The sequence below is a fragment of the Streptomyces sp. NPDC051320 genome, from assembly GCF_040682175.1.
Lineage (GTDB): Bacteria > Actinomycetota > Actinomycetes > Streptomycetales > Streptomycetaceae > Streptomyces.
Genome location: NZ_JBFBAL010000017.1, coordinates 69471 through 89839 on the forward strand (window position 1 = coordinate 69471; position 20369 = coordinate 89839).

Consider the following 20369-nt stretch of genomic DNA (forward strand, 5'->3'; position numbering starts at 1 on the left):
CGGAAATGTCGAAACGTGACGGGACCCCCGGGCCTGGCCGACCCTCCCCCTGCGGGGTCCGCCGGACGATCCGGGAAGGGTCAGCTTCGAGCGCCGCCGATGTGCGCGGCCGCTGCGGGTGCGACTGCCGTGCAGGCCGCTGCGGTCATCGCGGAATCCGGGAAACCGGCAACCTTCGGCCCGCCCGCGACTGCGGACGGCGCTGCGAGGAAGGCGTACCGGAACATGCCGTCGATCATGCCTGCCCGGCGCCGGGCACGTCGACGGGTTTTCCGGCGAGCGAGCCGGATGAGCCCGGTTACGACGATCATATGCAGGTTTCGGTTAGTCTCCCCGGATGCTGGAGTCCGCTGCCCCACCCGCCGCCCGCCTTGCCGCGCGCTGCGCCAGGACCCTCGTTTCCCCGTGGTCGCGGCTTTCGCTGCTGGTGGTGGTGCTACTGGCCGCCGCGACCACGATGCTGCTTCTGCAGCCGCAGCATCTGATCGCCGCCGGCTGGCCGCCACAGCTCAGTGGCGTCTCCGCCGTCGTCCTCTTCGCCGCTGCGTACGGCGGCTGCACAGCGGCTTTCGTACCGCGGCCGTTGCTCAACCTGGCGGCGGGCGCCCTCTTCGGCAGCCAGGCCGGGCTCGGCGCGGCCATCGCCGGGACGGTGCTCGGTGCGGGGATCGCCTTCGGTCTCGGCCGTGGGCTCGGCCAGAGCGCGCTGCGCCCGCTGCTGCGCGGACGCTGGCTCAAGGCGGCCGACGGGCAGTTGAGCCGGCACGGGTTCCGCTCGATGCTCGCCATCCGGCTTTTCCCTGGCGTACCGTTCGCCGCCGCCAACTACTGCGCCGCGGTCTCCCGGATGGGGTGGCTGCCGTTCCTGGTGGCCACGGGGCTCGGTTCGATTCCGAACACGGCGGCCTATGTGGTGGCGGGCAGCGAGGCGTCCTCCCCGACCTCCCCCACTTTTCTGATCGCGATGGGTTTCATCGCGCTGTCGGGGCTGGGAGCCGCGGTGGTGGCCTGGCGCAAGCGCCACCGGCTGAGCGGGGCCTGAGTCCGAAGGCCGCACGAGGTGGCTGGTTGGCCGACCGTAGGGCTGGGCGTCACCGTACGTACACCTGCGGTCGTTACGCTCCCCCGCCTAACGGCCCCTTGAGCCGACTCCCTTGATCCCTTGGACGGCCCACGCCCATGTCTTGGTTCGAATCGATCGTCCTCGGGCTCGTACAGGGGCTGACGGAATTCCTGCCTGTGTCATCGAGCGCTCATCTGCGTCTGACGTCGGCATTCGCCGGCTGGCCCGATGCGGGAGCGGCCTTCACAGCCGTCACGCAGCTCGGGACCGAGACGGCCGTCGTCATCTACTTCCGCAGGGACATCGCGCGGATCGTCTCGGCGTGGTTCCGCTCCCTCACCGATCGTTCACTGCGCAGCGACCACCACGCACAGATGGGATGGCTCGTGATCGTCGGGTCCGTCCCGATCGGAGTGCTCGGCCTGGTGCTGAAGGACCAGATCGACACCACCTTCCGCGACCTGCGCGTCATCGCGTTCACACTGATCGCGATGGGTCTGGTGCTCGGCCTGGCCGACCGTCGGGCCTCCCTCGACGAGACGGGCGGCCGGCACCGGGCGGCGAAGGAGCGCAAGTCGCTCCGGGAGCTGAGTGTCAGGGACGGCCTCGTCTACGGTGTGTGCCAGGCGATGGCCCTGGTCCCCGGCGTCTCCCGCTCCGGTGCCACGATCAGCGGCGGACTTCTGATGGGCTACACCCGCGAGGCGGCTGCCCGCTACTCGTTCCTGCTCGCCATCCCCGCGGTGCTGGCCTCGGGCGTATTCGAGCTCAAGGACGCGGGCGGTGACGGCCGGGTGGCCTGGGGCCCGACCCTCCTCGCCACCGTGGTCGCCTTCGCCGTCGGGTACGCGGTCATCGCCTGGTTCATGAAATTCATCACGACCAAGAGCTTCATGCCGTTCGTGGTCTACCGGATTTTGCTCGGCGCCGCGCTCTTCTTCCTCGTCGGTACCGGCGCCCTCGCCCCGGATGCGGGGCCGGCCGGCGGCTGACACCAGGTCATGGAGCCCCTTCATGATGACCGCAGCAGGTGTGCACTCCGTACTCGCCGTACTTCCCGCCGCGGGCGTCGACACCTGGATCGCCGGCGGCTGGGGCATCGACGCGCTGGTGGACCATCAGACCAGGGACCACCGTGGGCGCGGGCGCCCGACGACGGCGACGCCGAGGACGTCGGGGCGGCTGCCCAGCGCACCCGCCACCTCCTGCGAGGAGAGTTCTCGCCGCCGGCGCTGATCGCCTCCTTCCTCCGGTCCACGATCGCCGGGCTTTCGATCCACGGTTCGCCCGCGCCGACCAGGGCCTCGAAGGCATCGGCGGAAGTCGGTCCGCGCCGGCGTCCGCGTGACTGACGAGCCGGCGCACGTCCCCGCCCTCCGAGGCAGCGTGGTTGACCGGCACGAGCGTGGCGCCCGGGTGCCGAACGCCGAACGCCGCGAGCAGGGTCGCAGGATGTTGTACGTCATCACGGCCGGGCGGTCGCCCTCCCGCAGCCCGCCCTCCCGCCGCTCGGTCGCCGCGCGCCGGGCCGCGGCGGCGAACTCGCGGTGTCGCCATCGCCGTTCGCGACTGACCACTGCTTCCTGGTCGCCTGCGGAACGAACCGCGCCGTCCAGCAGGGCACTGGGGTGCATTCAAGTTCTCCTGACGAGCGCAGCCGGCGGGACCGGGCCCTGGCAGGAAACTCTGAATGGTGGTTCACTTCTTCCATGGCCTACCGCAAGACCCCAGCCGAAATCAATCGGCTCGAAGCCGCCAGAGAGCGCCTCATCAGCTGCGCCACGTCGGTGGTCGCGGAAGTGGGCTGGTCGCAGACGTCCGTGACCGCCGTCGCCGATGCGGCGGGGATCGCGGCCGGCTCGGTCTACCAGCACTTCCCGTCCAAGGCGGCGCTCGCCGTCGAGGTGTTCCGGCGCGCCGCCGGACGCGAGGTCGACGTGCTGGGCGAGGTGCTGCAGGGCCCGGGAACACCGGTCGAACGTCTCCGGCGCGGCGTCGAGGTCTTCGCCCGCCGCGCCCTGGAGAACCGGGGTCTGGCGTACGCCCTGCTGGTCGCCCCGGCCGAACCCGCGGTCGGTGCCGAGCGGCTCGACTTCCGTCGCCGCTACCGGACCCTCTTCGCCGAGGTAGTACAGGAGGGCGCGGCGGAAGGTCTGCTGCCGGCCCAGAACAGTGAGATCACCGCGGCCGCGCTCACCGGGGCGATCGGCGAGGTGCTGGTCGACCCGCTCGCCGCCCCGGACGAGAAGGCCACCGGGGAGCTCCTCGCCGAACTCACCGCCATGGCGTTGCGCTGCGCGGGCGCCCCGACCGCCGCGCACCGGCCCTGACCCGATCCGCGCCACCGCATCCCGGAGGAGATCCATGCCCACGCCCACCGCACCTCGCAGCCACCCCACCGCCGCGACCCACGAAGTGATCAACCAGCCCCCGCCGTTGACCGGCCACGACACCGCGGACGACGCGGTGCTGCTCGAGGGCGTGCGCCGTGAGGGCGCGCAGTGGCACCTGGACGATCTCCACCGCCTCGGCCGCCTCGTCGGCAGCGAGGAGGCGCAGGGCTGGGCGGACCAGGCCAACCGACACGAACCTGTGCTGCGCACGCACGACCGCTACGGCCACCGCGTCGACGAGGTCGAGTTCCACCCTGCCTACCACTCCCTGATGGACGTCTCGGTGGGCGCCGGCCTCACCGGTGCGGCCTGGGCCGTCGAGCGTCCTGGGGCCCACGTCGCACGCGCCGCGAGTTTCATGCTGATGACGACGCTGGAGCCGGGGCACCTGTGCCCGGTCTCCATGACGTACGCGGTGGTCCCGGCGCTGCGCCACTCCCCCGACCTCGCCAAGACGTACGAGCCGCTGCTCATTAGCCGCGTCTACGACCCCGGCCTGCGCCGCCCCGCCGACAAGCGCGGCCTGCTCGCCGGGATGGGCATGACGGAGAAGCAGGGCGGCACCGACGTACGCGCCAACACCACCTCCGCCGCCGAACAGGACGATGGGACCTGGCGGTTGCGCGGTCACAAGTGGTTCACCAGCGCTCCGATGAACGATCTCTTCCTGGTGCTCGCCCAGGCGCCCGGCGGCCTTTCCTGCTTCCTCGTGCCGCGCGTCCTGCCGGACGGCAGCCGTAACACGTTCCGCATCCAGCGGCTCAAGGACAAGCTCGGCAACCGCTCCAATGCCAGCAGCGAACCCGAGTTCGACGACACGGTGGCCTGGCTGGTCGGCGTCGAGGGGAAGGGCGTACGCACCATCATCGACATGGTGACCATGACCCGCCTCGACTGCGTTCTCGGCTCCGCCGCCGGCACCCGGGCCGCCCTCGCGCAGGCCACCCACCATGCACGCCACCGCGCGGTGTTCGGCGCCAAGCTGATCGACCAGCCCCTGATGCGCAACGTGATCGCCGACCTCGGACTGGAGTCCGAGGCCGCCACCACACTCGCGCTGCGCCTGGCCGGGGCTGCCGACCGGGCCCAGCGCGGCGACGCCCGGGAGCGCGCCTTCCTGCGGGTCGCCACGGCCGTGGGCAAGTACTGGGTGTGCAAGCGGCAGCCCCCCGCGGTCGCCGAGGCGCTGGAATGCCTCGGCGGCAACGGATACGACGAGGCATCAGGCATGCCGCGCCTCTACCGCGAGGCCCCGCTCAACGGCATCTGGGAGGGCTCGGGCAACGTCAACGCCCTGGACATGTTGCGCGCCCTCGCGCGCGAGCCCGAGTCCTTCGAGGCCCTCCGTGCCGAGGTCGAGGCAGCCACCGGCGCCGATCGGCGCCTGGACGGTGCCTGGCGGGAACTGCGCGGCGAACTCGTTCTCACCGAGGACGCTCCGCTGCGCGCCCGTCGTCTCATCGAGCGCTCGGCGCTCGTGTTGCAGGGTTCGCTCCTGGTCCGCCATGCGCCGGCGGCCGTCGCCGACGCGTTCTGCGCGTCCCGCCTCGCCGGGGACCGGGGGCTCGCCTTCGGGACCCTGCCGCCGGGCGCGGACTTCGCGGGGCTGCTGGACCGGCTGCCCGTCTGATCGCGGCCGCCGGCCATCGCGGCATTCGGCGGAGCGGAGTCGACCGCGGCTAACGGCGCGGGTTCGGCTGCCGCGGGCGGCGGACCGATCAGCAGGGCTGACCCGGTAAGTGAGACGGCCATCCGCGCCGGCGGGTTCGCGCAAGGCAAAGCGGGCGGCGCGCGAACTGTGGTGGGACAGCAGGGAGGTTGCCCGGTCAGGTGCTGCCACCGATCTCCGGAGGACGCCCGTCGTCGGTCGCGGGGTTCACCCCCTCAGCGGGCGGCACAGGCTCGAACCGCACGGGCGACCCGGCCGGATCGGACGGTTCGGGCTGCCCGGACGCCGACTGGTCGGACTCCGGCTGGTCGCTCCCCGGCCGGCCGGGGAGCTGCTGCTGGGCCCGCTCGAGGAAGCGCAGCAGTTCGACCGGGAAGGGCAGCACCAGCGTGGAGTTCTTCTCGGATGCGACCTCCACCACGGTCTGCAGCAGCCGCAGTTGCAGAGCGGCCGGCTGGTCCGACATCACGCCGGCCGCCTCGGCCAGCTTCTTCGACGCCTGCAGTTCGGCGTCCGCGTTGATCACCCGGGCCCGCCGCTCACGGTCCGCCTCGGCCTGCCGGGCCATCGACCGCTTCATCGTCTCCGGCAGCGACACATCCTTGATCTCCACCCGGTCGACCTGCACGCCCCACCCGATGGCCGGACTGTCGATCATCAGCTCCAGGCCCTGGTTCAGCTTTTCGCGATTGGACAGGAGATCATCGAGATCGCTCTTACCGATGATCGAACGCAGCGAGGTCTGCGCCATCTGGGACACCGCGAAACGGTAGTCCTCGACCTTGATGACCGCGTCCGCCGCGTCGACCACTTTGAAGTAGACCACCGCGTCGACACGTACGGTCACATTGTCGCGGGTGATGCCCTCCTGTGCGGGAACGGGCATGGTGACGATCTGCAGGTTCACCTTGTGCAGCCGGTCGACGAAGGGCACCACCGTGGTGAAACCCGGTCCCCGCACGGCATCCGACAGCCGTCCCAGCCGGAAGACCACACCGCGCTCGTACTGTTTGACGACTCGGGCTGCCGAAGCCGCGTACAGGGCTCCGAGACACACGACCACCACCAGTGCCGTCACCAGATCTGCGACCATAACGTGACCACCTGTCCAGATTTCCTCTCATTTACACGATAGGCCTCATATCATCCTCGGGTCGAGGAAGCATCGGTCAGCCGAGCGTCCGCCGTGCTGCGCCGCCTCCTCAGCGGACGGGTCAGCCGCCACAGCGCCGAGATCGCGAACAGCAGCGCGCTGATCACGAGCCACCGCAGCAGGAACACTCCACCGGGCAGTGCGGTGGCCCGCTCGTAACGGGGGTCGGGGCCAAGGATCAGTGGGAACCACACGAGCAGCAGCAGCCCGGAGAGTGCCGTCGGCACGCGCAGGGTGTTGGTCAAGCTCCTGCGGCGGATTCCCGGCACCCTGCGCAGCGCCCGGTCGGCCAGCCCGTACAGCGGCACCAGGAGCAGGTCGTGCAGGACGGCCGCGCCGACGAACCATACGGTGATCGCGAACCAGTCGCCGTCCAGCAGCCGCACGCCTGCGTACCCGGCCACCGCCAGGGACACCGCCAGGATCACGAAGTGCAGCGGGCCCTCGCCGTACCAGCGCCTCATTCGCTTCACGACAGCCCTCCGAAGGTCACCGACGCCACCCATTTCGTGTTGAGCACCCCGGGCGCCGCCGGGACGATGATCCGCGCCGGATGGCCGTGGTCGAGCGAGAGTTCGGCCCCATTGACCCGCAGCGCCAGCAGCGACCTGGGGTCGCGTACCTGGTTGGCCCGCAGGGCCGCCACCCGGAAGGAGCCGCGCAACTGCAGTGAGCGCACGAGCGCCCCCGGCGGCCGGTCGCCTGCCCCCACCAGGGCGGCCAGGTCCCGCAGTCGTACGCCGGACCAGCCCTGGTCGGGCGTCGACCAGCCCTCCACGCAGGCGATCGGAAGCCGTGCGCCGTGCTGGGGAAGACGCAACAGATCGTCCCGGCTGAGCCGCACCGTGCGGCCATCGGGCCCGCGCACCGTCAGGCGCCAGTCGTCGCCGGTGTCCGTGGCCCTGATACCGACGCCGTGCGCGGTCTTGTTGATCTGGAAGCCGTGGGGGCCGGCAGCAGGCTCCGGACCGCCGTGCGGGGCCAGCAGCGCCAGTCTGCGCAGGGGGCCGCCGATACTCTGTCCGGCCGTCACCACGAACAGCAGCAGCGATCCGCCTCCCACCAGACCGAGCAGCCCGCGCCGCGAGAGCGTGGGCGCTTCCGGGCGCGGTGCCACCAGACCGAAGGCGTCCGGCGGTTCCTGCTGCGAGGCTGCGGGTTCGCGCAGCGGAGCGCGCAGCCCGCGTTCCCGCAGCACCCGCATGGCCAGCGGGAATCGCAGCACCACATGAGCGACGAACGCTCCGATGAACACCCAGGCGCCGTAGAAGTGCAGCGGGTAGAACGATCCCGGGAAGAGGTAGTCGAGCTGGACGTTGAGCACGCCGGTGGCGAATTCGAAGAGCACCCCGCCGACCAGCAACAGCAGGGAGATCCGCTCGATCGCATGCGCCACCGATCTCGCCGGGGGCAGCGCGAACAGCTTCGGGATGACGGACCACAACTTGGCCAGCAGCACCGGGACCAACACCACGCCGAGGGTGACGTGCACCCCCTGGGTGAGGCGGTAGAGCCAGTGTGGATGGGTGGGCCAGGAGAAGAGGTAGAAGCCGAGCAGCCCCTTGTCCGGTGTCTTGTCGTTGACCGGTGCAAGATTCGGGTTGTACGCGGCGTACGACAGCAGCCCGGTCACGATCAGTACCGTGATCCCGGCCAGCAGCACCACGCCGAGCAGCGCCGTCAGCCACGGCCCGCGCAGCGGGCTGCGCCAGAATTCCGGCCCGGTGGGGGACGGAATCCGCGCGACCCGTTGCCGGACGGCGGACTTCCGTCCGATGGTGGCCCTCTTTTTGACGCCCATGGCACTTCCTCGGCGGTCCCGGTGGCGGTCGTGCACCGCCGTGCTCCGACGCTAAGCCGGGGCACGGGTCGGCGGACGGCTGCGACCCATGACGAAACGCTGACGTCATGGTGATTGCCGCAGAAGCACCGGCAGCGAGATCTGACGGTTCGGTGACGTGCGGCGGCGGCGCCGTCGTACGGGCAGGTCGGGGCCCTAGCGTGGGGCCGTGACTGTCCCCGCACCAGCCCCCGCCTCTCAGGACCAGGCCGCGCCCGTGCGAGCCGGACGTGACGGGCGCCGCCCGGACGTACTGGCCGCCCTGGGCGGAGCCCTTCTCGTGGTGGCGGCCGTCGTCGTCGGCACCGCCATCGAACATGCTGACGGCACCCTGCGGGTCGGATGGCCCCCACTGCTGGCCGACTGGCTTCCGCATGTGGGCCCCGGCACCCCCGGCGCGATCGGCGTCGCAGCCGCGGTCATCGGCTACGCCCCCGGGTTGGCGAGCCGGCTTCGGTGGCGCACACTCGTGCTGGGCTGCTGGGGCGTCGCGATGGCCTGGATCTGGTCGCTGGCGCTGATCGACGGGTGGTATCGCGGCGTCGCCGAGCAGCTCACCACCAGAAACGAATATCTGCGTGTCATCGGTGATTTCGCCGCCATCGGGCCGGCGCTGCGGGACTTCACCCACCACATCCTGATCGGCACCCCACACAACTGGCCCGCACACGTGGCAGGCCACCCGCCCGGTGCCACCCTCACCTTCGTGTGGCTGGACCGGATCGGCCTGGGCGGCGGCGGATGGGCGGGCGTCTGGTGCATCACCGTCGGCAGTTCGGCGGCGGCCGCAGTCCTGGTCGGCCTGCGGGCTCTCACCGACGAGAAGACCGCCCGGCGCGCCGCACCGTTTCTGGTACTTGCTCCGGCCGCCGTCTGGATGGGTACATCGGCGGACGGCTACTTCGCTGCCGTCGCCGCCTGGGCCCTGGCCCTGCTCTCCGTCGCCGCCTCCCGGACGGCCCGCCACCCCGTTCTCCTGTCGCTGGCGTCCGGTCTGCTCTTCGGCTGGACGCTCTACGTCTCCTACGGGCTGACTCTGGTCGCCGTGCCCGCCGCCGCTGTCCTGCTGCTCACCCGTACGCTGCGCCCGGTGGCGCCGGTACTGGCAGGGGTGGCGCTCGTGGCGCTGCCTTTCACCCTCGCGGGGTTCAACTGGTGGGAGGCTTACCAGCTGCTGGTGGAGCGCTACTACCAGGGCTCGGGCGGCATCCGGCCGCAGAGCTACTGGATCTGGGGCAACCTCGCCAACGCGGTGATCATCACCGGGCTCGCGTCGGTGGCCGGTCTGCGACGGGCGCTGGCCTGCGCCCCCGGCGCCGTACGGAGACTTCACAGCCGCCGGACCACTGCCGACGACCGCCTTGTGGTGCTGGTGCTCGCCGCGCTGGTGGCGCTGCTCATCGCCGACCTGTCAGGCATGAGCAAGGCGGAGACCGAGCGCATCTGGATCCCCTTCGCCGTCTGGCTGCTGCCCGCGGCGGCGCTGCTCCCGTCCCGCGACGCGCGCCGCTGGCTCACCCTGCAGGGCGTCCTCGCCCTGCTCGTCAACCATCTGCTGCTCACCGGGTGGTGACGACCTGCCGCTCGGTCCTCCCCGTCAAGCGATCGACTCCGGACACCACGATCATGCCTACCCCTTGGCCGGGGGCCGCCCCTACGGGAGACTGAGCCGATGACTCAGCGCGTGGAACTCGCTACCGTGATGGACCGGCTGGACATCGACGAACTGATCACCGGTTACGCGGTGGCCGTGGACGACGGCGAGTGGGCCGACTACCGCGCCCTCTTCAGCGCGGACGGCCGAGCCGACTACCGCGCGGCCGGCGGGGTGGAAGGGCCGGCCGCCGAGGTCGCCGACTGGCTCGCGGAGACCCTGCGTCTCTTCCCGGTACGCCAGCATCTGATCGTCAACCGCCGGCTGCACATCCAGGACCTGGGCGGTTACCCCGGCGACCGGGCCGAAGTGCAGGCCGACTACCTGAATCCGATGCGGCCGGCCACCACCGGGCTCGACGACGCCGTCTTCCTGTCCGGTGGCCGCTACGCGTTCGGCCTGGTGCGCACCGACGGCGGCTGGCGACTGCGCGATGTCGTCGTCCGGGAAAAGTGGCGGCAGGTACCCGAGGCGCCCGGCGCAGCCTGACACACCGCTTCCGGCTTTTTCGCGCGGCCCGGCCCCGCGTACTCCCGCACACTGAGGGAAGACTGCACGCGGGGCCGAGTGCGAGGAGGCGCTGATGCGGATCCGGCTCGGCCGGCCGTGGAGGCAGGTCCTCCCGCCCCGGTGGCAGGACTCGTGCCGGTGGCGCGGCACGGCGGCGCTGTCGGCCGGCGCGCTGCCCTCGCTCGCGTTCCCCGCGCCGTCCCTGTGGTGGTTCGCCTATGTGTCGCTGGTTCCCTGGATGCTCCTCGTACGTGCGGCCCCCACCCCCCGGCGGGCCGCACTCGACGGCTGGCTGGGCGGCACCGGTTTCATGATCGCCGTGCACCACTGGCTACTGCCGAGCCTGAATGTGTTCATCGTGGTCCTGGCCGCGCTGCTCGGGCTGCTGTGGGCTCCGTGGGGCTGGCTGGTGCGCCGGATGCTGGGCGGAGTGGTGGCCGCTTCGCGGGTCGCCGCCGCGCTGCTCGTGGTGCCCTCCGGCTGGCTGATGGTCGAACTGGTCAGATCCTGGCAGGGGCTCGGCGGTCCATGGGGGTTGCTCGGCTCCAGCCAGTGGCAGGTGGGGCCTGCCCTGCGGCTCGCCGCCGTGGGCGGTGTCTGGCTGGTCAGCCTCCTGGTGGTGGCGGTCAATACCGCGGTGGTGGCGCTGCTCGTGGTCGACTCGGCGCGGACGACAGCCGCGACCGGAGTGGTGGCCTGCGTCGTCGTCACCGGGGCCGCCTCGCTGTGGGCACCGCGGCCCGCGGAGAACGGCCGCACCCGCATCGCCGTGGTTCAGCCGGGCATCGTCGAAGATGCCGACGCGCGCTTCGCCCGCAGCGAGGCGCTCACCCGCGAACTGGCCGGGCACCACGTCGACCTGGTGGTATGGGGGGAGAGCAGCGTCGGCCACGACCTCGCGACCCGGCCGGATCTGGCCCGCCGGATCGCCGCGCTCTCCCGGCTGACCGGCGCCGATATCCTGGTGAATGTGGATGCCAGGCGGTCCGACGAAACCGGCATCTACAAGAGCTCCGTGCTGGTCGGCCCGGCCGGACTCACCGGTGACCGTTACGACAAGATGCGTCTCGTTCCGTTCGGCGAGTACATCCCGGCCCGGTCGGTGCTCGGCTGGGCGACCTCGGTGGGCAGGGCCGCCGGCGAGGACCGCAAGCGCGGCACCCGTCAGGTCGTCATGACCCTGCCGGACGGTCTGCGGGTCGGGCCGCTGGTCTGCTTCGAGACCGCTTTCCCCGACATGAGCCGGCAATTGACGCGGGACGGCACCCAGGTGCTCGTCGCGCAGTCGGCGACCTCGTCCTTCCAGCACAGCTGGGCGCCCGAACAGCACGCTTCACTGGCGGCGCTGCGGGCAGCGGAGACCGGACGGCCGATGGTGCATGCCACGCTCACCGGGGTGAGCGCGGTGTACGGGCCGGACGGCCGGCGCGTCGGTTCCTGGCTCGGCACCGACCGCAGCGCTGCCGCGGTGTACGACGTTCCGCTTGGCGAGGGGACGACGCTCTACGTGCGATTCGGCGACTGGCCGGTCCCGGGTGCGCTGGCCGTACTCGTCCTGCTGGGCGCGGTCGAGGGCCTCCGGGCGCTCAGGCGGCCTGTTCCAGAGCCCGCAGCACCACACGCTCACACAGATCGTGAGTCCGCAGAGCCTCCTGGGCGCTGAGCAACTCGCCCGCCCTGACCGCGTCGAGGAACGCCGTGACGCACTGCTCGATGCCACGCTGGCGGGCCACCGGTACCCAGTCGCCGCGCCGGCGTACGCTCGGCTGGCCCTTGTGATCCACGATCTCGCCGAGGTTGCACACCTGCCGCTTGGATTCCTGGCCGGAGACCTCGAGGATCTCCTCGGTGGAACCGTTCATCCGGTTCATGGTGCCGATGGCCGAGAAGCCGTCGCCGGAGAGGTGCAGCACCACATGGTGCATCAGGCCCCCGCGGATCCGCGCCTGCACATCCATCCGCTCGACAGGGCCCGGTGCCAGGAAGCGCAGCGTGTCCACGACGTGGATGAAGTCGTCGAGAACCAGGGTGCGCGGGTCCTCGGGGAGCCCGACGCGGTTCTTCTGCATGAGGATCAATTCGCGCGGATGGTCGGCGCACTGGGCGTATCCGGGGGCGAACCGCCGGTTGAAGCCGACCGCCAGACTGATGCCCCGCTGCTCGGCGAGGCGCACAAGACGCTCGGAATCGGCGAGTTGATAGGCGAGCGGCTTGTCGACATAGGTCGCCACACCGCCTTCCAGCAGCCGGGCGACGATATCCGGGTGGGCGGCGGTCGGTGCGTGCACGAATGCGGCGTCGAGACCCTCGGCGAGCAGCCCGTCGAGGTCTGCGTGGCACCGGTCGGCCGGGATCCGGTAGGTCGCTGCGGTACGGCTGAGGGTGGCGGGTGTCCGGGTCTGCAGATGCAGTTGGATGCCCGGCGTGGTGGTCAGCACCGGCAGGTACGCCTTCTGCGCGATGTCCCCGAGCCCGATGCAGCCGACCTTCACAGGGGCCTCCCTTATCGCTTTGTCCCGTCCTGGTTCTGTGCCTGCGCAGCATACGTGCGCTGCGGCGGCTGCCAGTTCGCGATGTCCGCGAAGGTGCGGAGCACCAGGCCGGGCCCGAGCCGGGAGACGGCGGCGATGACGGTGTTGCGCAGGGCCACCGCCGGGGCGCTGCGCAGGGTGGTCAGCCTCCCGGTTCTGGCCGCGCGGCGGGCGATGGCAGTGGTGCGCGGCAGCCGCTCGGCCGTATAGGCGGCGAGCGCCGGGCCGGGGCCGGGCCCGGGCAGGGCATGGTGAGCCAGCACGATCGCGTCTTCGATAGCCTGATTGCCGCCCTGTCCGAGGCTCGGTGTCATGGCATGGGCGGCGTCACCGACCAGGACGACCCGGCCGTGGTGGTGGGCCGGCAGCGCCTCGGCCAGATGACGGACGTCGTGGCGAAGCACCTGCCCGGGCTCGGCGGCTGCGATGACCGCGGGGATCGGATGGTGCCAGCCGCCGAAGCGCCGCCGCAGTTCGGACTTCTCGTCGTCGGGCGCGTGGCCGCCCTCGGGGACCGCGGCCGCCGCGTACGCGTAGATGCGGCCGTCCTTGAGCGGCTGGCTGCCCCACAGTCTGCCGCGCCCCCAGGTTTCGTGCGGCGGGAAGGGGCGCTCCGGCGCGGGCACGATGACCCGCCAGGTGGTGAACCCCGCGTACACCGGGCCCGGGTGACCGGGAAAGAGCACCCGGCGCACACCGGAGTTGATGCCGTCGGCGGCCACGACGAGGCCTGCCTCGATCTCCTCCTCCTGGGTGCGGACCACGGCAGGGCGGTCGGCAGAACCGGGATCCGACAGCTCGGCCGGTGCGCCCACACGGACACACCCGGCCGGCAGCAACGAGGCCAGGCGCTCCACCAGCATGGCGCGATGGAGCAGCACCAGTGAGCCGCCGAAGGCCTTCGCGGCGGCTTCCGCATTCGTACGGGAGAGCCAGCGGCCACCGGGGGTGCGCATCCCACCATCGCCCTGCCAGGCGGAGAGCCCGCGGATCTCGTCACCGAGCCCGATGACATCGAGGGCGCGCAGGGCATTGGGCGCAAGGGAGATTCCCGATCCCACCGGTTCGAGGGAGGGCGAGCGCTCCAGCACACTCACCCGCCAGCCGCGCCGGTGGAGAGCAGCCGCGGCGGCCAGCCCGCCGATACCGCCGCCGATCACAATGGCGCGTGAGGTGAACTCCTCGTCGTGCATGACGCCTCCTCATCCGCCCGGCTCCGAGCCGGACGCTCTACTACAGGTGTAGTAGCAACCACCGTACTACAGGCGTAGTGCCTCCGGTAGATTGACGGCATGATGGCCGCATCCCGCATGGGCGCGCCCCGTGCCGAACTCATCGCCGACTCCGCCCTCGAGCTGCTCGCCGGGCGCGGCATGCGCGGCCTCACCCACCGGGCAGTCGACGAGTTCGCCGGCCTCCCCCAGGGCTCGACGTCGAACTACGCACGCACCCGGCAGGCCCTGCTCGAGGTCGCTGTGCGGCGGCAGGCGGAGCGCGAGGCCGCGGTGCTCACGCCGGACGCGATGCCGGTTCCCGCTGATGTCGCCGCACACGGCAGGGACAATCTGGCCGCATCGCTTGCCACCGCCCTGCACCGGTATCTGACCCGCCACCCCGAACTGCTCGTCTCCCGCTACGAACTGGCCCTCGAGGCCACCAGACGCCCCGAACTGCGGGAGTTCTACGACAGGGCGGGGCGGCAGTTCCGTGAGCCACTGGTGGCCCTGATGAGGGGGGCGGGGTCCCCTGAGCCGGAGCGGCACGCCTTGTCGCTGGTGGCCTGGTGCGAGGGGCTGATGTTCTCCTGCGCGGCCGGCTCGTACCACGATGACGTTCCCAGCCGAGAGGAGCTCCGCCGCGGCTTCGGTGAACTGCTGCACGGGATGCTGGCGGGCTGAACGGCGCAGGTCCCCCGCGGTCATCCACCCTGGCGGCCGAGCCGACCGGTGCGCGAAGATGATCCGCATGACTGAGCCGCAACGCAGCGAACCGCCCGTGACCGCCGATGAACGCACCATGCTCGACGGCTGGCTGGAGTACCACCGGGACACCTTGGCGATGAAATGCGCGGGGCTTGATGACAAGCAGCTTCGTACCGCGTCCGTCCCCCCTTCCGAGCTGTCCCTGCTCGGTCTCGTACGTCATATGGCCGAGGTGGAGCGCGGCTGGTTCCGCCGGGTACTGGCCGATGAGGAGACTCCGACGCTCTACTGCAGCGACGAGGACCCGGACGGGGAGTTCCATCTCTCCGAGGCGGACGCCTGGGACGAGGCGCACGCCACCTGGCAGGCGGAGATCGCCCACGCCCGCCGACTGGTCGCCGGTCGTTCGCTCGACGACCTGTCCACGGGCCGGCACCGCAGCGGTGAGCAGTTCAGTCTGCGCTGGATCTACACGCACATGATCGAGGAGTACGCCCGCCACAACGGGCACGCCGACCTCCTGCGCGAACGGATCGACGGCGTCACCGGCGATTAGCCCCTGTCACTCATGCGGGCCAAATTCTCCCCACCGGCCCGCCGAACCGGTGGCGCACGCCGCAAAGTGGGCGAGTGCACCGAACGAAGATCATCGCTATCGCCCTGCTGGGTGCCGCGGTCTGGGCCGTCACCGGCTGTGTCGCCGTCCCCGCGGCCCCCTCTCCCGTACCGTCCCCGCGAACGGACCCTCACACCCCGGAGGTGAAGCCGCAGATCGTGCAGGGGCCCGGGACAGCGGCGCTGGAGACCGTGGCCCCGGCGCCTTCACGCACCCGTCGGCCCACTCCGGCCGCGCCGCGGACCGCGGCAGCGCGGTCCGGAGCGGCGGGGGGCGACGGCCCCGCCCAGCGGGTCCGTCCGCAGCCCCCGCACTCCGAGCACCGCGCGCCCCGGCTACGACTGCCGCGCGCCGCCCCCCGGCCCGCAGCCACCGTCGACGTCTGTGCGCTCGGCAAGACGTACGGCGGCTGGCGACCGGACAGCCCGCAGGCGAAGATCTGCCGCCGGACCTACGGGAACTGAACCCGGCCGGTGCCCCCCCGCCCCCCCCCGCGCCGGGCATCACTCCGCCAGCCGCCACTCGAGACGGTCGATCGCCGCGCGGATGCCGTTGCCATACCCGTCGTCGGCCAGTGCGTCCGTCGCGGACCGAGCACGGGCCAGGTGGTCACGCGCAGCCTCGCTGCGCCGCAGCTTCAGGTAGTCGGCGGCGAGATTGAGGTGCAGCGACGGATAGAAACCGCGGACGGCGACAGCGGAGTCGTGCCTGGCGACCCGCTTGTCGTCGAGTGTGTCCGCAGCCGCCAGCGCCCGCAGATCCCAGAGCAACTCGTCCTCGGGGTCGTCCTGGGTGTCCGCCATGTAGTGCGCGAGGGTGCAGCGGTGCAGGGCGTCACCCGTCTCCGCGATCTCCGTCCACAGTGCCCCGAACCGGTTACGGGCCTCCTCCCGGTCCCCGCCGTGCAGCAGCATGATCACCTGGCCGATCCTGGTCATGACGGCGTCCTCCGGCCCGTCCTGCTGCGACTGCGCCACTGCCGCCTCCTCTGCCCGTGCACGAATACGGTCGCTCCGCGCTGCTGCCTCTCTCGAGCGCCCCCGGTCAGCCCAGGTCGGGGATACGCCAGTCGATGGGGTCGTGCCCCTGTGCGGCAACCGCTTCGTTGATCCGGCTGAACGGCCGGGAGCCGAAGAACCGCTTCGCGGAGAGCGGGGAGGGGTGGGCGCCCTTCACCACCGTATGCCGCTCCTCGTCTATCAGCGGGAGCTTCTTCTGCGCGTAATTCCCCCAGAGAACGAAGACCGCGGGATCCGGCCTCGCGGCGACGGCGCGGATCACCGCGTCCGTGAACGTCTCCCAGCCCTTGCCCTTGTGGGAATTTGCCTCCGAAGCCCGCACCGTCAGCACCGCGTTGAGCAGCAGCACGCCCTGCTCGGCCCATGGCATCAGATATCCGTTGTCCGGAATGGGATGGCCGAGATCATCCCTCATCTCCTTGTAGATGTTCCGGAGCGACGGAGGTGTCCTGACGCCCGGGCGCACCGAGAAACACAGCCCGTGCCCCTGGCCCTCGCCGTGGTACGGGTCCTGACCGAGGATCAGCACCTTCACCCGGTCGTACGGCGTGGCGTCCAGAGCGGCGAAGACCTCTTCACGCGGCGGATAGACGGGCCCCTTGGCCCGCTCCTCCTCGACGAATTCGGTGAGCTCCTTGAAGTAGGGCTTCTGCAGCTCTTCGCCCAGGACGCCGCCCCAGGACTCGGGCAGCATGTCGATTCCGGTCACGTCCACAAACCTCCGGTGTGCGATGCGTTCTGATCACAGAACCTACCGGCGACCACTGACATCGATACCCGGAGGCAGCGACCCCGGGCGGTGGCCCGGGGTCGCGCGGTGAGTGTGCCGACGGCGAGCGGCCGCGGTCAGGCGACGCCCGCGTTGAGGAAGATGCCGCCGTCGACGACCAGTGTCTGACCGGTGACCCAGCCCGACTGGTCGGAGGTGAGGAAAGCGGCAGCGCCTCCGATGTCCTCGGGCACACCGAGCCGTCCGAGCGGATAGGCGGCCGCTGCTTCCGCCTCGCGGCCCTCGTACAGTGCCTCGGCGAACTTGGTCTTCACCACGGCGGGGGCGATGGCGTTGACCCGGACGACCGGGGCGAACTCATGGGCCAGCTGGAGGGTCAGATTGACCATCGCCGCCTTGCTCATGCCGTACGCACCGATGAACGGTGAAGCGGAGACACCGGCGACCGAGGCGATGTTGACGATCGCACCGCCGTTCTCCCGCTGCCAGGCCTTCCAGGTCTGCTGGGCGAAGCCGAGCGCCGAGATGACATTGGTCTCGTAGACCTTGCGGGCGACACTCAGGTCGAGTTCCGCCATCGGGCCGAACACCGGGTTGGTACCGGCGTTGTTGACGAGGAAGTCGACGCGGCCGAAGGCCTCCATGGCGCATTCGACCGCCACCGCCTGGTGCGCCTCGTCGTGCGCCTTTCCGGCGACACCGATCACCCGGTCGGAGCCGAGCTTCTCCACCGCCGCCTTGAGCGCGTCCTCGTTGCGGCCGGTGATACAGACCCGGTCCCCGCGGGCGACGAGCGCCTCGGCGATGCCGTATCCGATCCCGCGGCTGGCACCCGTGACGAGTGCTGCCTTCCCACTGTCCTGTGCAGTCATGTCTGTTGTTTACCTGTTCAGTTGAGGGGGCCGCCGGCGACATACATGACCTGGCCCGAGACGAACCCCGCGTCCTCGCCGGTGAAGAAGGCGATGGCGTTGGCGATGTCCTCGGGCCGGCCGACGCGCTGCACCGGGATCTGGGTTGCCGCGGCCGCCTGGAACTCCTCGAAGCCCATCCCGACGCGAGCAGCGGTCTGGGCGGTCATCTCGGTGACGATGAAGCCCGGAGCGACGGCGTTGGCGGTGACACCGAACTTGCCGAGCTCCTTGGCGAGCGTCTTCGTGAAGCCCTGCAGACCCGCCTTGACGGCGGAGTAGTTCGCCTGGCCGCGGTTGCCGAGGGCGGAGCTGGACGACAGGCTGACGATCCGGCCGAACTTGGCGTCGACCATGTGCTTCTGCACGGCCTTGGCCATCAGGAACGCGCCCTTGAGGTGCACGTTCATGACCATGTCCCAGTCGGACTCGCTCATCTTGAAAAGCAGGTTGTCGCGCAGCACGCCGGCGTTGTTGACGAGGATCGTCGGAGCACCGAGCTCGGCGGCGACCCGCGCCACCGCGGCTTCGACCTGAGCGCTGTCGGAGACGTCACAGCTCACCGCGATGGCCTTGCCACCGGCGGAAGTGATCTTCTCGACGGTGTCCTTGCAGGCGGCCTCGTCGAGGTCGAGTACGGCGACGGCGCGGCCTTCCGCCGCCAGACGTACCGCGGTGGCTGCGCCAATACCGCGCGCTGCCCCGGTCACGATGGCAACGCGCTGCTCGGTGGTGGACATGCTGGATCTCCTCGCCCTCGGATCGCGGCGCTCGATCACTGAGCGACCGCTTAGTACCTTCAGCAGACGAGACGCTAGAAGGCCTGGCACCCGGTGTCAACGCCACACCGCGTCAACGGTGAACGTCACACCCCGGTCGCCGACCCGATCAGCGCACCAGCAGGTCGAGCAGCCGCTCGACCTCAGCCGCCGGATCCGCGGTCAGTCCGGTATGCACCGGCCCGGGTTGAACGACCGTGGAGCGCGGCGCGATGAGCCACCGGAAGCGCCGTCCGGCATCGTCCGGAGCGGCCTGCCCCGCGGCGCTGCCGCCGTGGCAGATCCCTTCGACGGCACGCAGCGCGGCCCGTACCCCAACGACATCGGCGTGCGGATCCAGCAGCGTCAGCTTCGCCTCGTCGAGATGCGTCCGGGCCGCAACGAACGACTTGGCGCGGCAGTAGACCATCACCCCCGCATTGAACACCTCGCCACGCTCCACCCGGGGCATCACACGCACCAGTGCGTACTCGAAGACATCCCGGTCATTCATCGGACGCCACCCCCGTCCGACGTCTCGGCGGTCTGCTCGGCGGTCTGCTTGACCGGGTGCGGCCAGGGAGTGTCCTGGCCGGTGAGCCAGCCGGGGGCCTGCGAGGGTTTGGTCGCACTCTGCGGCCCGAAGACGATTCCACTGTGGACGGTGGCGGCCCGCTCCAGCAACACCCCCACGTAGGCGCGGCGCAGTGCGTCGGTGGTGTCGAAACCCGCCTCGCCGCGCAGCCAGGCATCAGGGACGTCCGCCGCGACCTCGGTGAGCAACTCCTCGGTGACCAGCGGGGCCAGCTCGGCGGCAGCCGCCGCCACATCCGGTTCGAAGGGTGCCAGCACGTGGTCGGACGCGTCGTACGGCTTGGTGCCGTAGTTCATGGCCGAGGGCCAGTTGTGGTGCCAGATCATGGTGGCGCCGTGGTCGATGAGCCAGATATTTCCGTGCCACACCAGCATGTTGGGGTTGCGCCACGAACGGTCGACGTTGTTGATCACGGCGTCGAACCACACGATCCGCCCCGCCTCCACGGTGTCCACCTGATAGGCCAGCGGGTCGAAACCGAGCGATCCCGGCAGGTAATCCATACCCAGATTCAGCCCCCCGCTGGCCTTCAGCAGCTCCTGCACCTCCTGGTCCGGCTCGGAGAGTCCGATGACCGGATCGAGCTGCATCTGCACCAGCTCGGGGACGCGCAGACCCAGCCGCTGGCCGAGCCGACCGCACACCACCTCGGCGACGAGTGTTTTGCGGCCCTGCCCCGCGCCGGTGAATTTCATGACGTACGTGCCCAGGTTGTCGGCCTCGACGATCCCTGGGAGCGAGCCACCCTCACGCAAAGGCGTGACATAGCGGGTCGCTACGACCTCTTCCAACATTTTCCCAGGCCACCTATCTCTACAGCCTTGCAATCCACGGACGGCTCCCGAGGCGTAGGGACGAGAATCGGCGGTCAACGATGCTGGGAGAATCTGGAGAGTTTCGACTGGCGTGCCGCTCTCCCCGCTCCCCAAGCAGTCCGTCGATGGTACCCCGCCCCCTGCTGCCGGCCTCCGGCATGAACCTTCGATGTCTCTCTGCAGCGTGCCA

The 20369-nt window shown here is 70.6% G+C and carries 23 protein-coding genes; 11 read left to right on the forward strand and 12 right to left on the reverse strand.

Annotated elements, in window-relative coordinates:
• Window positions 1-80: 80 nt before the first annotated feature.
• Window positions 81-227 (reverse strand): hypothetical protein, encoded by a 147-nt coding sequence (locus AB0M87_RS29315; protein WP_365858231.1) that lies wholly within the window; start codon window positions 225-227, stop codon window positions 81-83.
• Window positions 228-337: 110 nt separating this feature from the next.
• Between AB0M87_RS29315 and AB0M87_RS29320 the strand changes: the two genes are divergently transcribed.
• From AB0M87_RS29320 to AB0M87_RS29340, 5 genes are all read left to right on the forward strand, one after another.
• Window positions 338-1042: a TVP38/TMEM64 family protein gene (locus tag AB0M87_RS29320; protein WP_365858233.1), complete on the forward strand. Its 705-nt coding sequence runs from the start codon at window positions 338-340 to the stop codon at window positions 1040-1042.
• A 137-nt stretch (window positions 1043-1179) separates the two neighbouring features.
• Complete coding sequence (locus AB0M87_RS29325; RefSeq protein ID WP_365858235.1) at window positions 1180-2055, forward strand: undecaprenyl-diphosphate phosphatase; 876 nt, start codon at window positions 1180-1182, stop codon at window positions 2053-2055.
• A gap of 22 nt (window positions 2056-2077) precedes the next feature.
• Window positions 2078-2299, forward strand: coding sequence for a hypothetical protein (locus AB0M87_RS29330; RefSeq protein ID WP_365858237.1), 222 nt, complete (start codon window positions 2078-2080; stop codon window positions 2297-2299).
• Window positions 2300-2772: 473 nt separating this feature from the next.
• Entirely contained in the window at window positions 2773-3393 is a 621-nt protein-coding gene (locus AB0M87_RS29335) for a TetR/AcrR family transcriptional regulator (RefSeq protein ID WP_365858239.1), read from the forward strand.
• A 34-nt stretch (window positions 3394-3427) separates the two neighbouring features.
• Window positions 3428-5086 (forward strand): acyl-CoA dehydrogenase family protein, encoded by a 1659-nt coding sequence (locus AB0M87_RS29340; protein ID WP_365858241.1) that lies wholly within the window; start codon window positions 3428-3430, stop codon window positions 5084-5086.
• Window positions 5087-5282: 196 nt separating this feature from the next.
• On the opposite strand, the gene AB0M87_RS29345 is transcribed toward AB0M87_RS29340, so the two are convergent.
• From AB0M87_RS29345 to AB0M87_RS29355, 3 genes are read right to left on the reverse strand one after another with little or no spacing between them, the layout of a single operon-like run.
• Window positions 5283-6218, reverse strand: a complete 936-nt coding sequence (locus AB0M87_RS29345) for a slipin family protein (RefSeq protein WP_365858243.1) — start codon at window positions 6216-6218, stop codon at window positions 5283-5285.
• Between the two features lie 50 nt (window positions 6219-6268).
• Window positions 6269-6742 carry a hypothetical protein gene (locus AB0M87_RS29350; protein ID WP_365858296.1) on the reverse strand — a complete coding sequence of 158 codons (474 nt, stop codon included), beginning with the start codon at window positions 6740-6742 and terminating at the stop codon, window positions 6269-6271.
• A 5-nt stretch (window positions 6743-6747) separates the two neighbouring features.
• Window positions 6748-8079 carry a molybdopterin-dependent oxidoreductase gene (locus tag AB0M87_RS29355; protein WP_365858246.1) on the reverse strand — a complete coding sequence of 444 codons (1332 nt, stop codon included), beginning with the start codon at window positions 8077-8079 and terminating at the stop codon, window positions 6748-6750.
• Window positions 8080-8335: 256 nt separating this feature from the next.
• Here AB0M87_RS29355 and AB0M87_RS29360 point away from each other — a divergent pair, with 256 nt between their 5' ends.
• From AB0M87_RS29360 to lnt, 3 genes are all read left to right on the forward strand, one after another.
• Entirely contained in the window at window positions 8336-9691 is a 1356-nt protein-coding gene (locus AB0M87_RS29360; protein WP_365858298.1) for a hypothetical protein, read from the forward strand.
• Window positions 9692-9790: 99 nt separating this feature from the next.
• The gene (locus tag AB0M87_RS29365) at window positions 9791-10261 is read left to right on the forward strand and encodes a nuclear transport factor 2 family protein (protein ID WP_365858248.1); all 471 of its coding nucleotides are present in this window, start codon (window positions 9791-9793) and stop codon (window positions 10259-10261) included.
• 94 nt (window positions 10262-10355) lie between these two features.
• The gene (lnt, locus tag AB0M87_RS29370) at window positions 10356-11945 is read left to right on the forward strand and encodes an apolipoprotein N-acyltransferase (protein WP_365858250.1); all 1590 of its coding nucleotides are present in this window, start codon (window positions 10356-10358) and stop codon (window positions 11943-11945) included.
• On the opposite strand, the gene AB0M87_RS29375 is transcribed toward lnt, so the two are convergent.
• Both AB0M87_RS29375 and AB0M87_RS29380 read right to left on the reverse strand, forming a co-directional pair.
• Window positions 11869-12774 carry a Gfo/Idh/MocA family oxidoreductase gene (locus tag AB0M87_RS29375; protein ID WP_365858252.1) on the reverse strand — a complete coding sequence of 302 codons (906 nt, stop codon included), beginning with the start codon at window positions 12772-12774 and terminating at the stop codon, window positions 11869-11871. The genes lnt and AB0M87_RS29375 overlap by 77 nt on opposite strands.
• An 11-nt stretch (window positions 12775-12785) precedes the next feature.
• Window positions 12786-14006 (reverse strand): FAD-dependent monooxygenase, encoded by a 1221-nt coding sequence (locus tag AB0M87_RS29380; RefSeq protein ID WP_365858254.1) that lies wholly within the window; start codon window positions 14004-14006, stop codon window positions 12786-12788.
• A gap of 102 nt (window positions 14007-14108) precedes the next feature.
• Here AB0M87_RS29380 and AB0M87_RS29385 point away from each other — a divergent pair, with 102 nt between their 5' ends.
• From AB0M87_RS29385 to AB0M87_RS29395, 3 genes are all read left to right on the forward strand, one after another.
• Window positions 14109-14711: a TetR/AcrR family transcriptional regulator gene (locus AB0M87_RS29385; RefSeq protein ID WP_365858300.1), complete on the forward strand. Its 603-nt coding sequence runs from the start codon at window positions 14109-14111 to the stop codon at window positions 14709-14711.
• Between the two features lie 67 nt (window positions 14712-14778).
• Entirely contained in the window at window positions 14779-15291 is a 513-nt protein-coding gene (locus AB0M87_RS29390; RefSeq protein ID WP_365858256.1) for a DinB family protein, read from the forward strand.
• A 74-nt stretch (window positions 15292-15365) separates the two neighbouring features.
• Window positions 15366-15815 (forward strand): hypothetical protein, encoded by a 450-nt coding sequence (locus AB0M87_RS29395; RefSeq protein ID WP_365858258.1) that lies wholly within the window; start codon window positions 15366-15368, stop codon window positions 15813-15815.
• 39 nt (window positions 15816-15854) lie between these two features.
• Here the strand turns inward: AB0M87_RS29395 and AB0M87_RS29400 are convergent, their stop codons facing one another.
• The 6 genes from AB0M87_RS29400 to AB0M87_RS29425 form a co-directional block, all read right to left on the reverse strand.
• Window positions 15855-16289, reverse strand: coding sequence for a hypothetical protein (locus AB0M87_RS29400; RefSeq protein WP_365858302.1), 435 nt, complete (start codon window positions 16287-16289; stop codon window positions 15855-15857).
• Between the two features lie 106 nt (window positions 16290-16395).
• Window positions 16396-17079, reverse strand: coding sequence for a uracil-DNA glycosylase (locus AB0M87_RS29405; RefSeq protein WP_365858260.1), 684 nt, complete (start codon window positions 17077-17079; stop codon window positions 16396-16398).
• A 137-nt stretch (window positions 17080-17216) separates the two neighbouring features.
• The gene (locus tag AB0M87_RS29410; protein WP_365858262.1) at window positions 17217-17972 is read right to left on the reverse strand and encodes an SDR family oxidoreductase; all 756 of its coding nucleotides are present in this window, start codon (window positions 17970-17972) and stop codon (window positions 17217-17219) included.
• 17 nt (window positions 17973-17989) lie between these two features.
• Entirely contained in the window at window positions 17990-18751 is a 762-nt protein-coding gene (gene fabG / locus AB0M87_RS29415; protein WP_365858264.1) for a 3-oxoacyl-ACP reductase FabG, read from the reverse strand.
• A 148-nt stretch (window positions 18752-18899) separates the two neighbouring features.
• Window positions 18900-19283 (reverse strand): DUF3037 domain-containing protein, encoded by a 384-nt coding sequence (locus AB0M87_RS29420; RefSeq protein WP_365858266.1) that lies wholly within the window; start codon window positions 19281-19283, stop codon window positions 18900-18902.
• Complete coding sequence (locus AB0M87_RS29425; RefSeq protein WP_365858268.1) at window positions 19280-20158, reverse strand: HipA family kinase; 879 nt, start codon at window positions 20156-20158, stop codon at window positions 19280-19282. Before AB0M87_RS29425 ends, AB0M87_RS29420 begins: the two co-directional genes overlap by 4 nt.
• Window positions 20159-20369 lie beyond the last annotated feature (211 nt).

Excerpts from the sequence above, each read along its gene's own strand:
- AB0M87_RS29340 (WP_365858241.1), top strand. The coding sequence starts at position 3,428 with ATGCCCACGCCCACCGCACCTCGCAGCCACCCCACCGCCGCGACCCAC.
- AB0M87_RS29345 (WP_365858243.1), bottom strand. The coding sequence starts at position 6,218 with ATGGTCGCAGATCTGGTGACGGCACTGGTGGTGGTCGTGTGTCTCGGA.
- AB0M87_RS29385 (WP_365858300.1), top strand. The coding sequence starts at position 14,109 with ATGGCCGCATCCCGCATGGGCGCGCCCCGTGCCGAACTCATCGCCGAC.
- AB0M87_RS29390 (WP_365858256.1), top strand. The coding sequence starts at position 14,779 with ATGACTGAGCCGCAACGCAGCGAACCGCCCGTGACCGCCGATGAACGC.
- AB0M87_RS29410 (WP_365858262.1), bottom strand. The coding sequence starts at position 17,972 with ATGACTGCACAGGACAGTGGGAAGGCAGCACTCGTCACGGGTGCCAGC.
- AB0M87_RS29335 (WP_365858239.1), top strand. The coding sequence starts at position 2,773 with ATGGCCTACCGCAAGACCCCAGCCGAAATCAATCGGCTCGAAGCCGCC.
- AB0M87_RS29380 (WP_365858254.1), bottom strand. The coding sequence starts at position 14,006 with ATGCACGACGAGGAGTTCACCTCACGCGCCATTGTGATCGGCGGCGGT.
- lnt (WP_365858250.1), top strand. The coding sequence starts at position 10,356 with ATGCGGATCCGGCTCGGCCGGCCGTGGAGGCAGGTCCTCCCGCCCCGG.
- AB0M87_RS29325 (WP_365858235.1), top strand. The coding sequence starts at position 1,180 with ATGTCTTGGTTCGAATCGATCGTCCTCGGGCTCGTACAGGGGCTGACG.
- fabG (WP_365858264.1), bottom strand. The coding sequence starts at position 18,751 with ATGTCCACCACCGAGCAGCGCGTTGCCATCGTGACCGGGGCAGCGCGC.
- AB0M87_RS29350 (WP_365858296.1), bottom strand. The coding sequence starts at position 6,742 with ATGAGGCGCTGGTACGGCGAGGGCCCGCTGCACTTCGTGATCCTGGCG.
- AB0M87_RS29400 (WP_365858302.1), bottom strand. The coding sequence starts at position 16,289 with ATGACCAGGATCGGCCAGGTGATCATGCTGCTGCACGGCGGGGACCGG.
- AB0M87_RS29330 (WP_365858237.1), top strand. The coding sequence starts at position 2,078 with ATGATGACCGCAGCAGGTGTGCACTCCGTACTCGCCGTACTTCCCGCC.
- AB0M87_RS29420 (WP_365858266.1), bottom strand. The coding sequence starts at position 19,283 with ATGAATGACCGGGATGTCTTCGAGTACGCACTGGTGCGTGTGATGCCC.
- AB0M87_RS29355 (WP_365858246.1), bottom strand. The coding sequence starts at position 8,079 with ATGGGCGTCAAAAAGAGGGCCACCATCGGACGGAAGTCCGCCGTCCGG.
- AB0M87_RS29320 (WP_365858233.1), top strand. The coding sequence starts at position 338 with ATGCTGGAGTCCGCTGCCCCACCCGCCGCCCGCCTTGCCGCGCGCTGC.
- AB0M87_RS29365 (WP_365858248.1), top strand. The coding sequence starts at position 9,791 with ATGACTCAGCGCGTGGAACTCGCTACCGTGATGGACCGGCTGGACATC.
- AB0M87_RS29315 (WP_365858231.1), bottom strand. The coding sequence starts at position 227 with ATGTTCCGGTACGCCTTCCTCGCAGCGCCGTCCGCAGTCGCGGGCGGG.
- AB0M87_RS29425 (WP_365858268.1), bottom strand. The coding sequence starts at position 20,158 with ATGTTGGAAGAGGTCGTAGCGACCCGCTATGTCACGCCTTTGCGTGAG.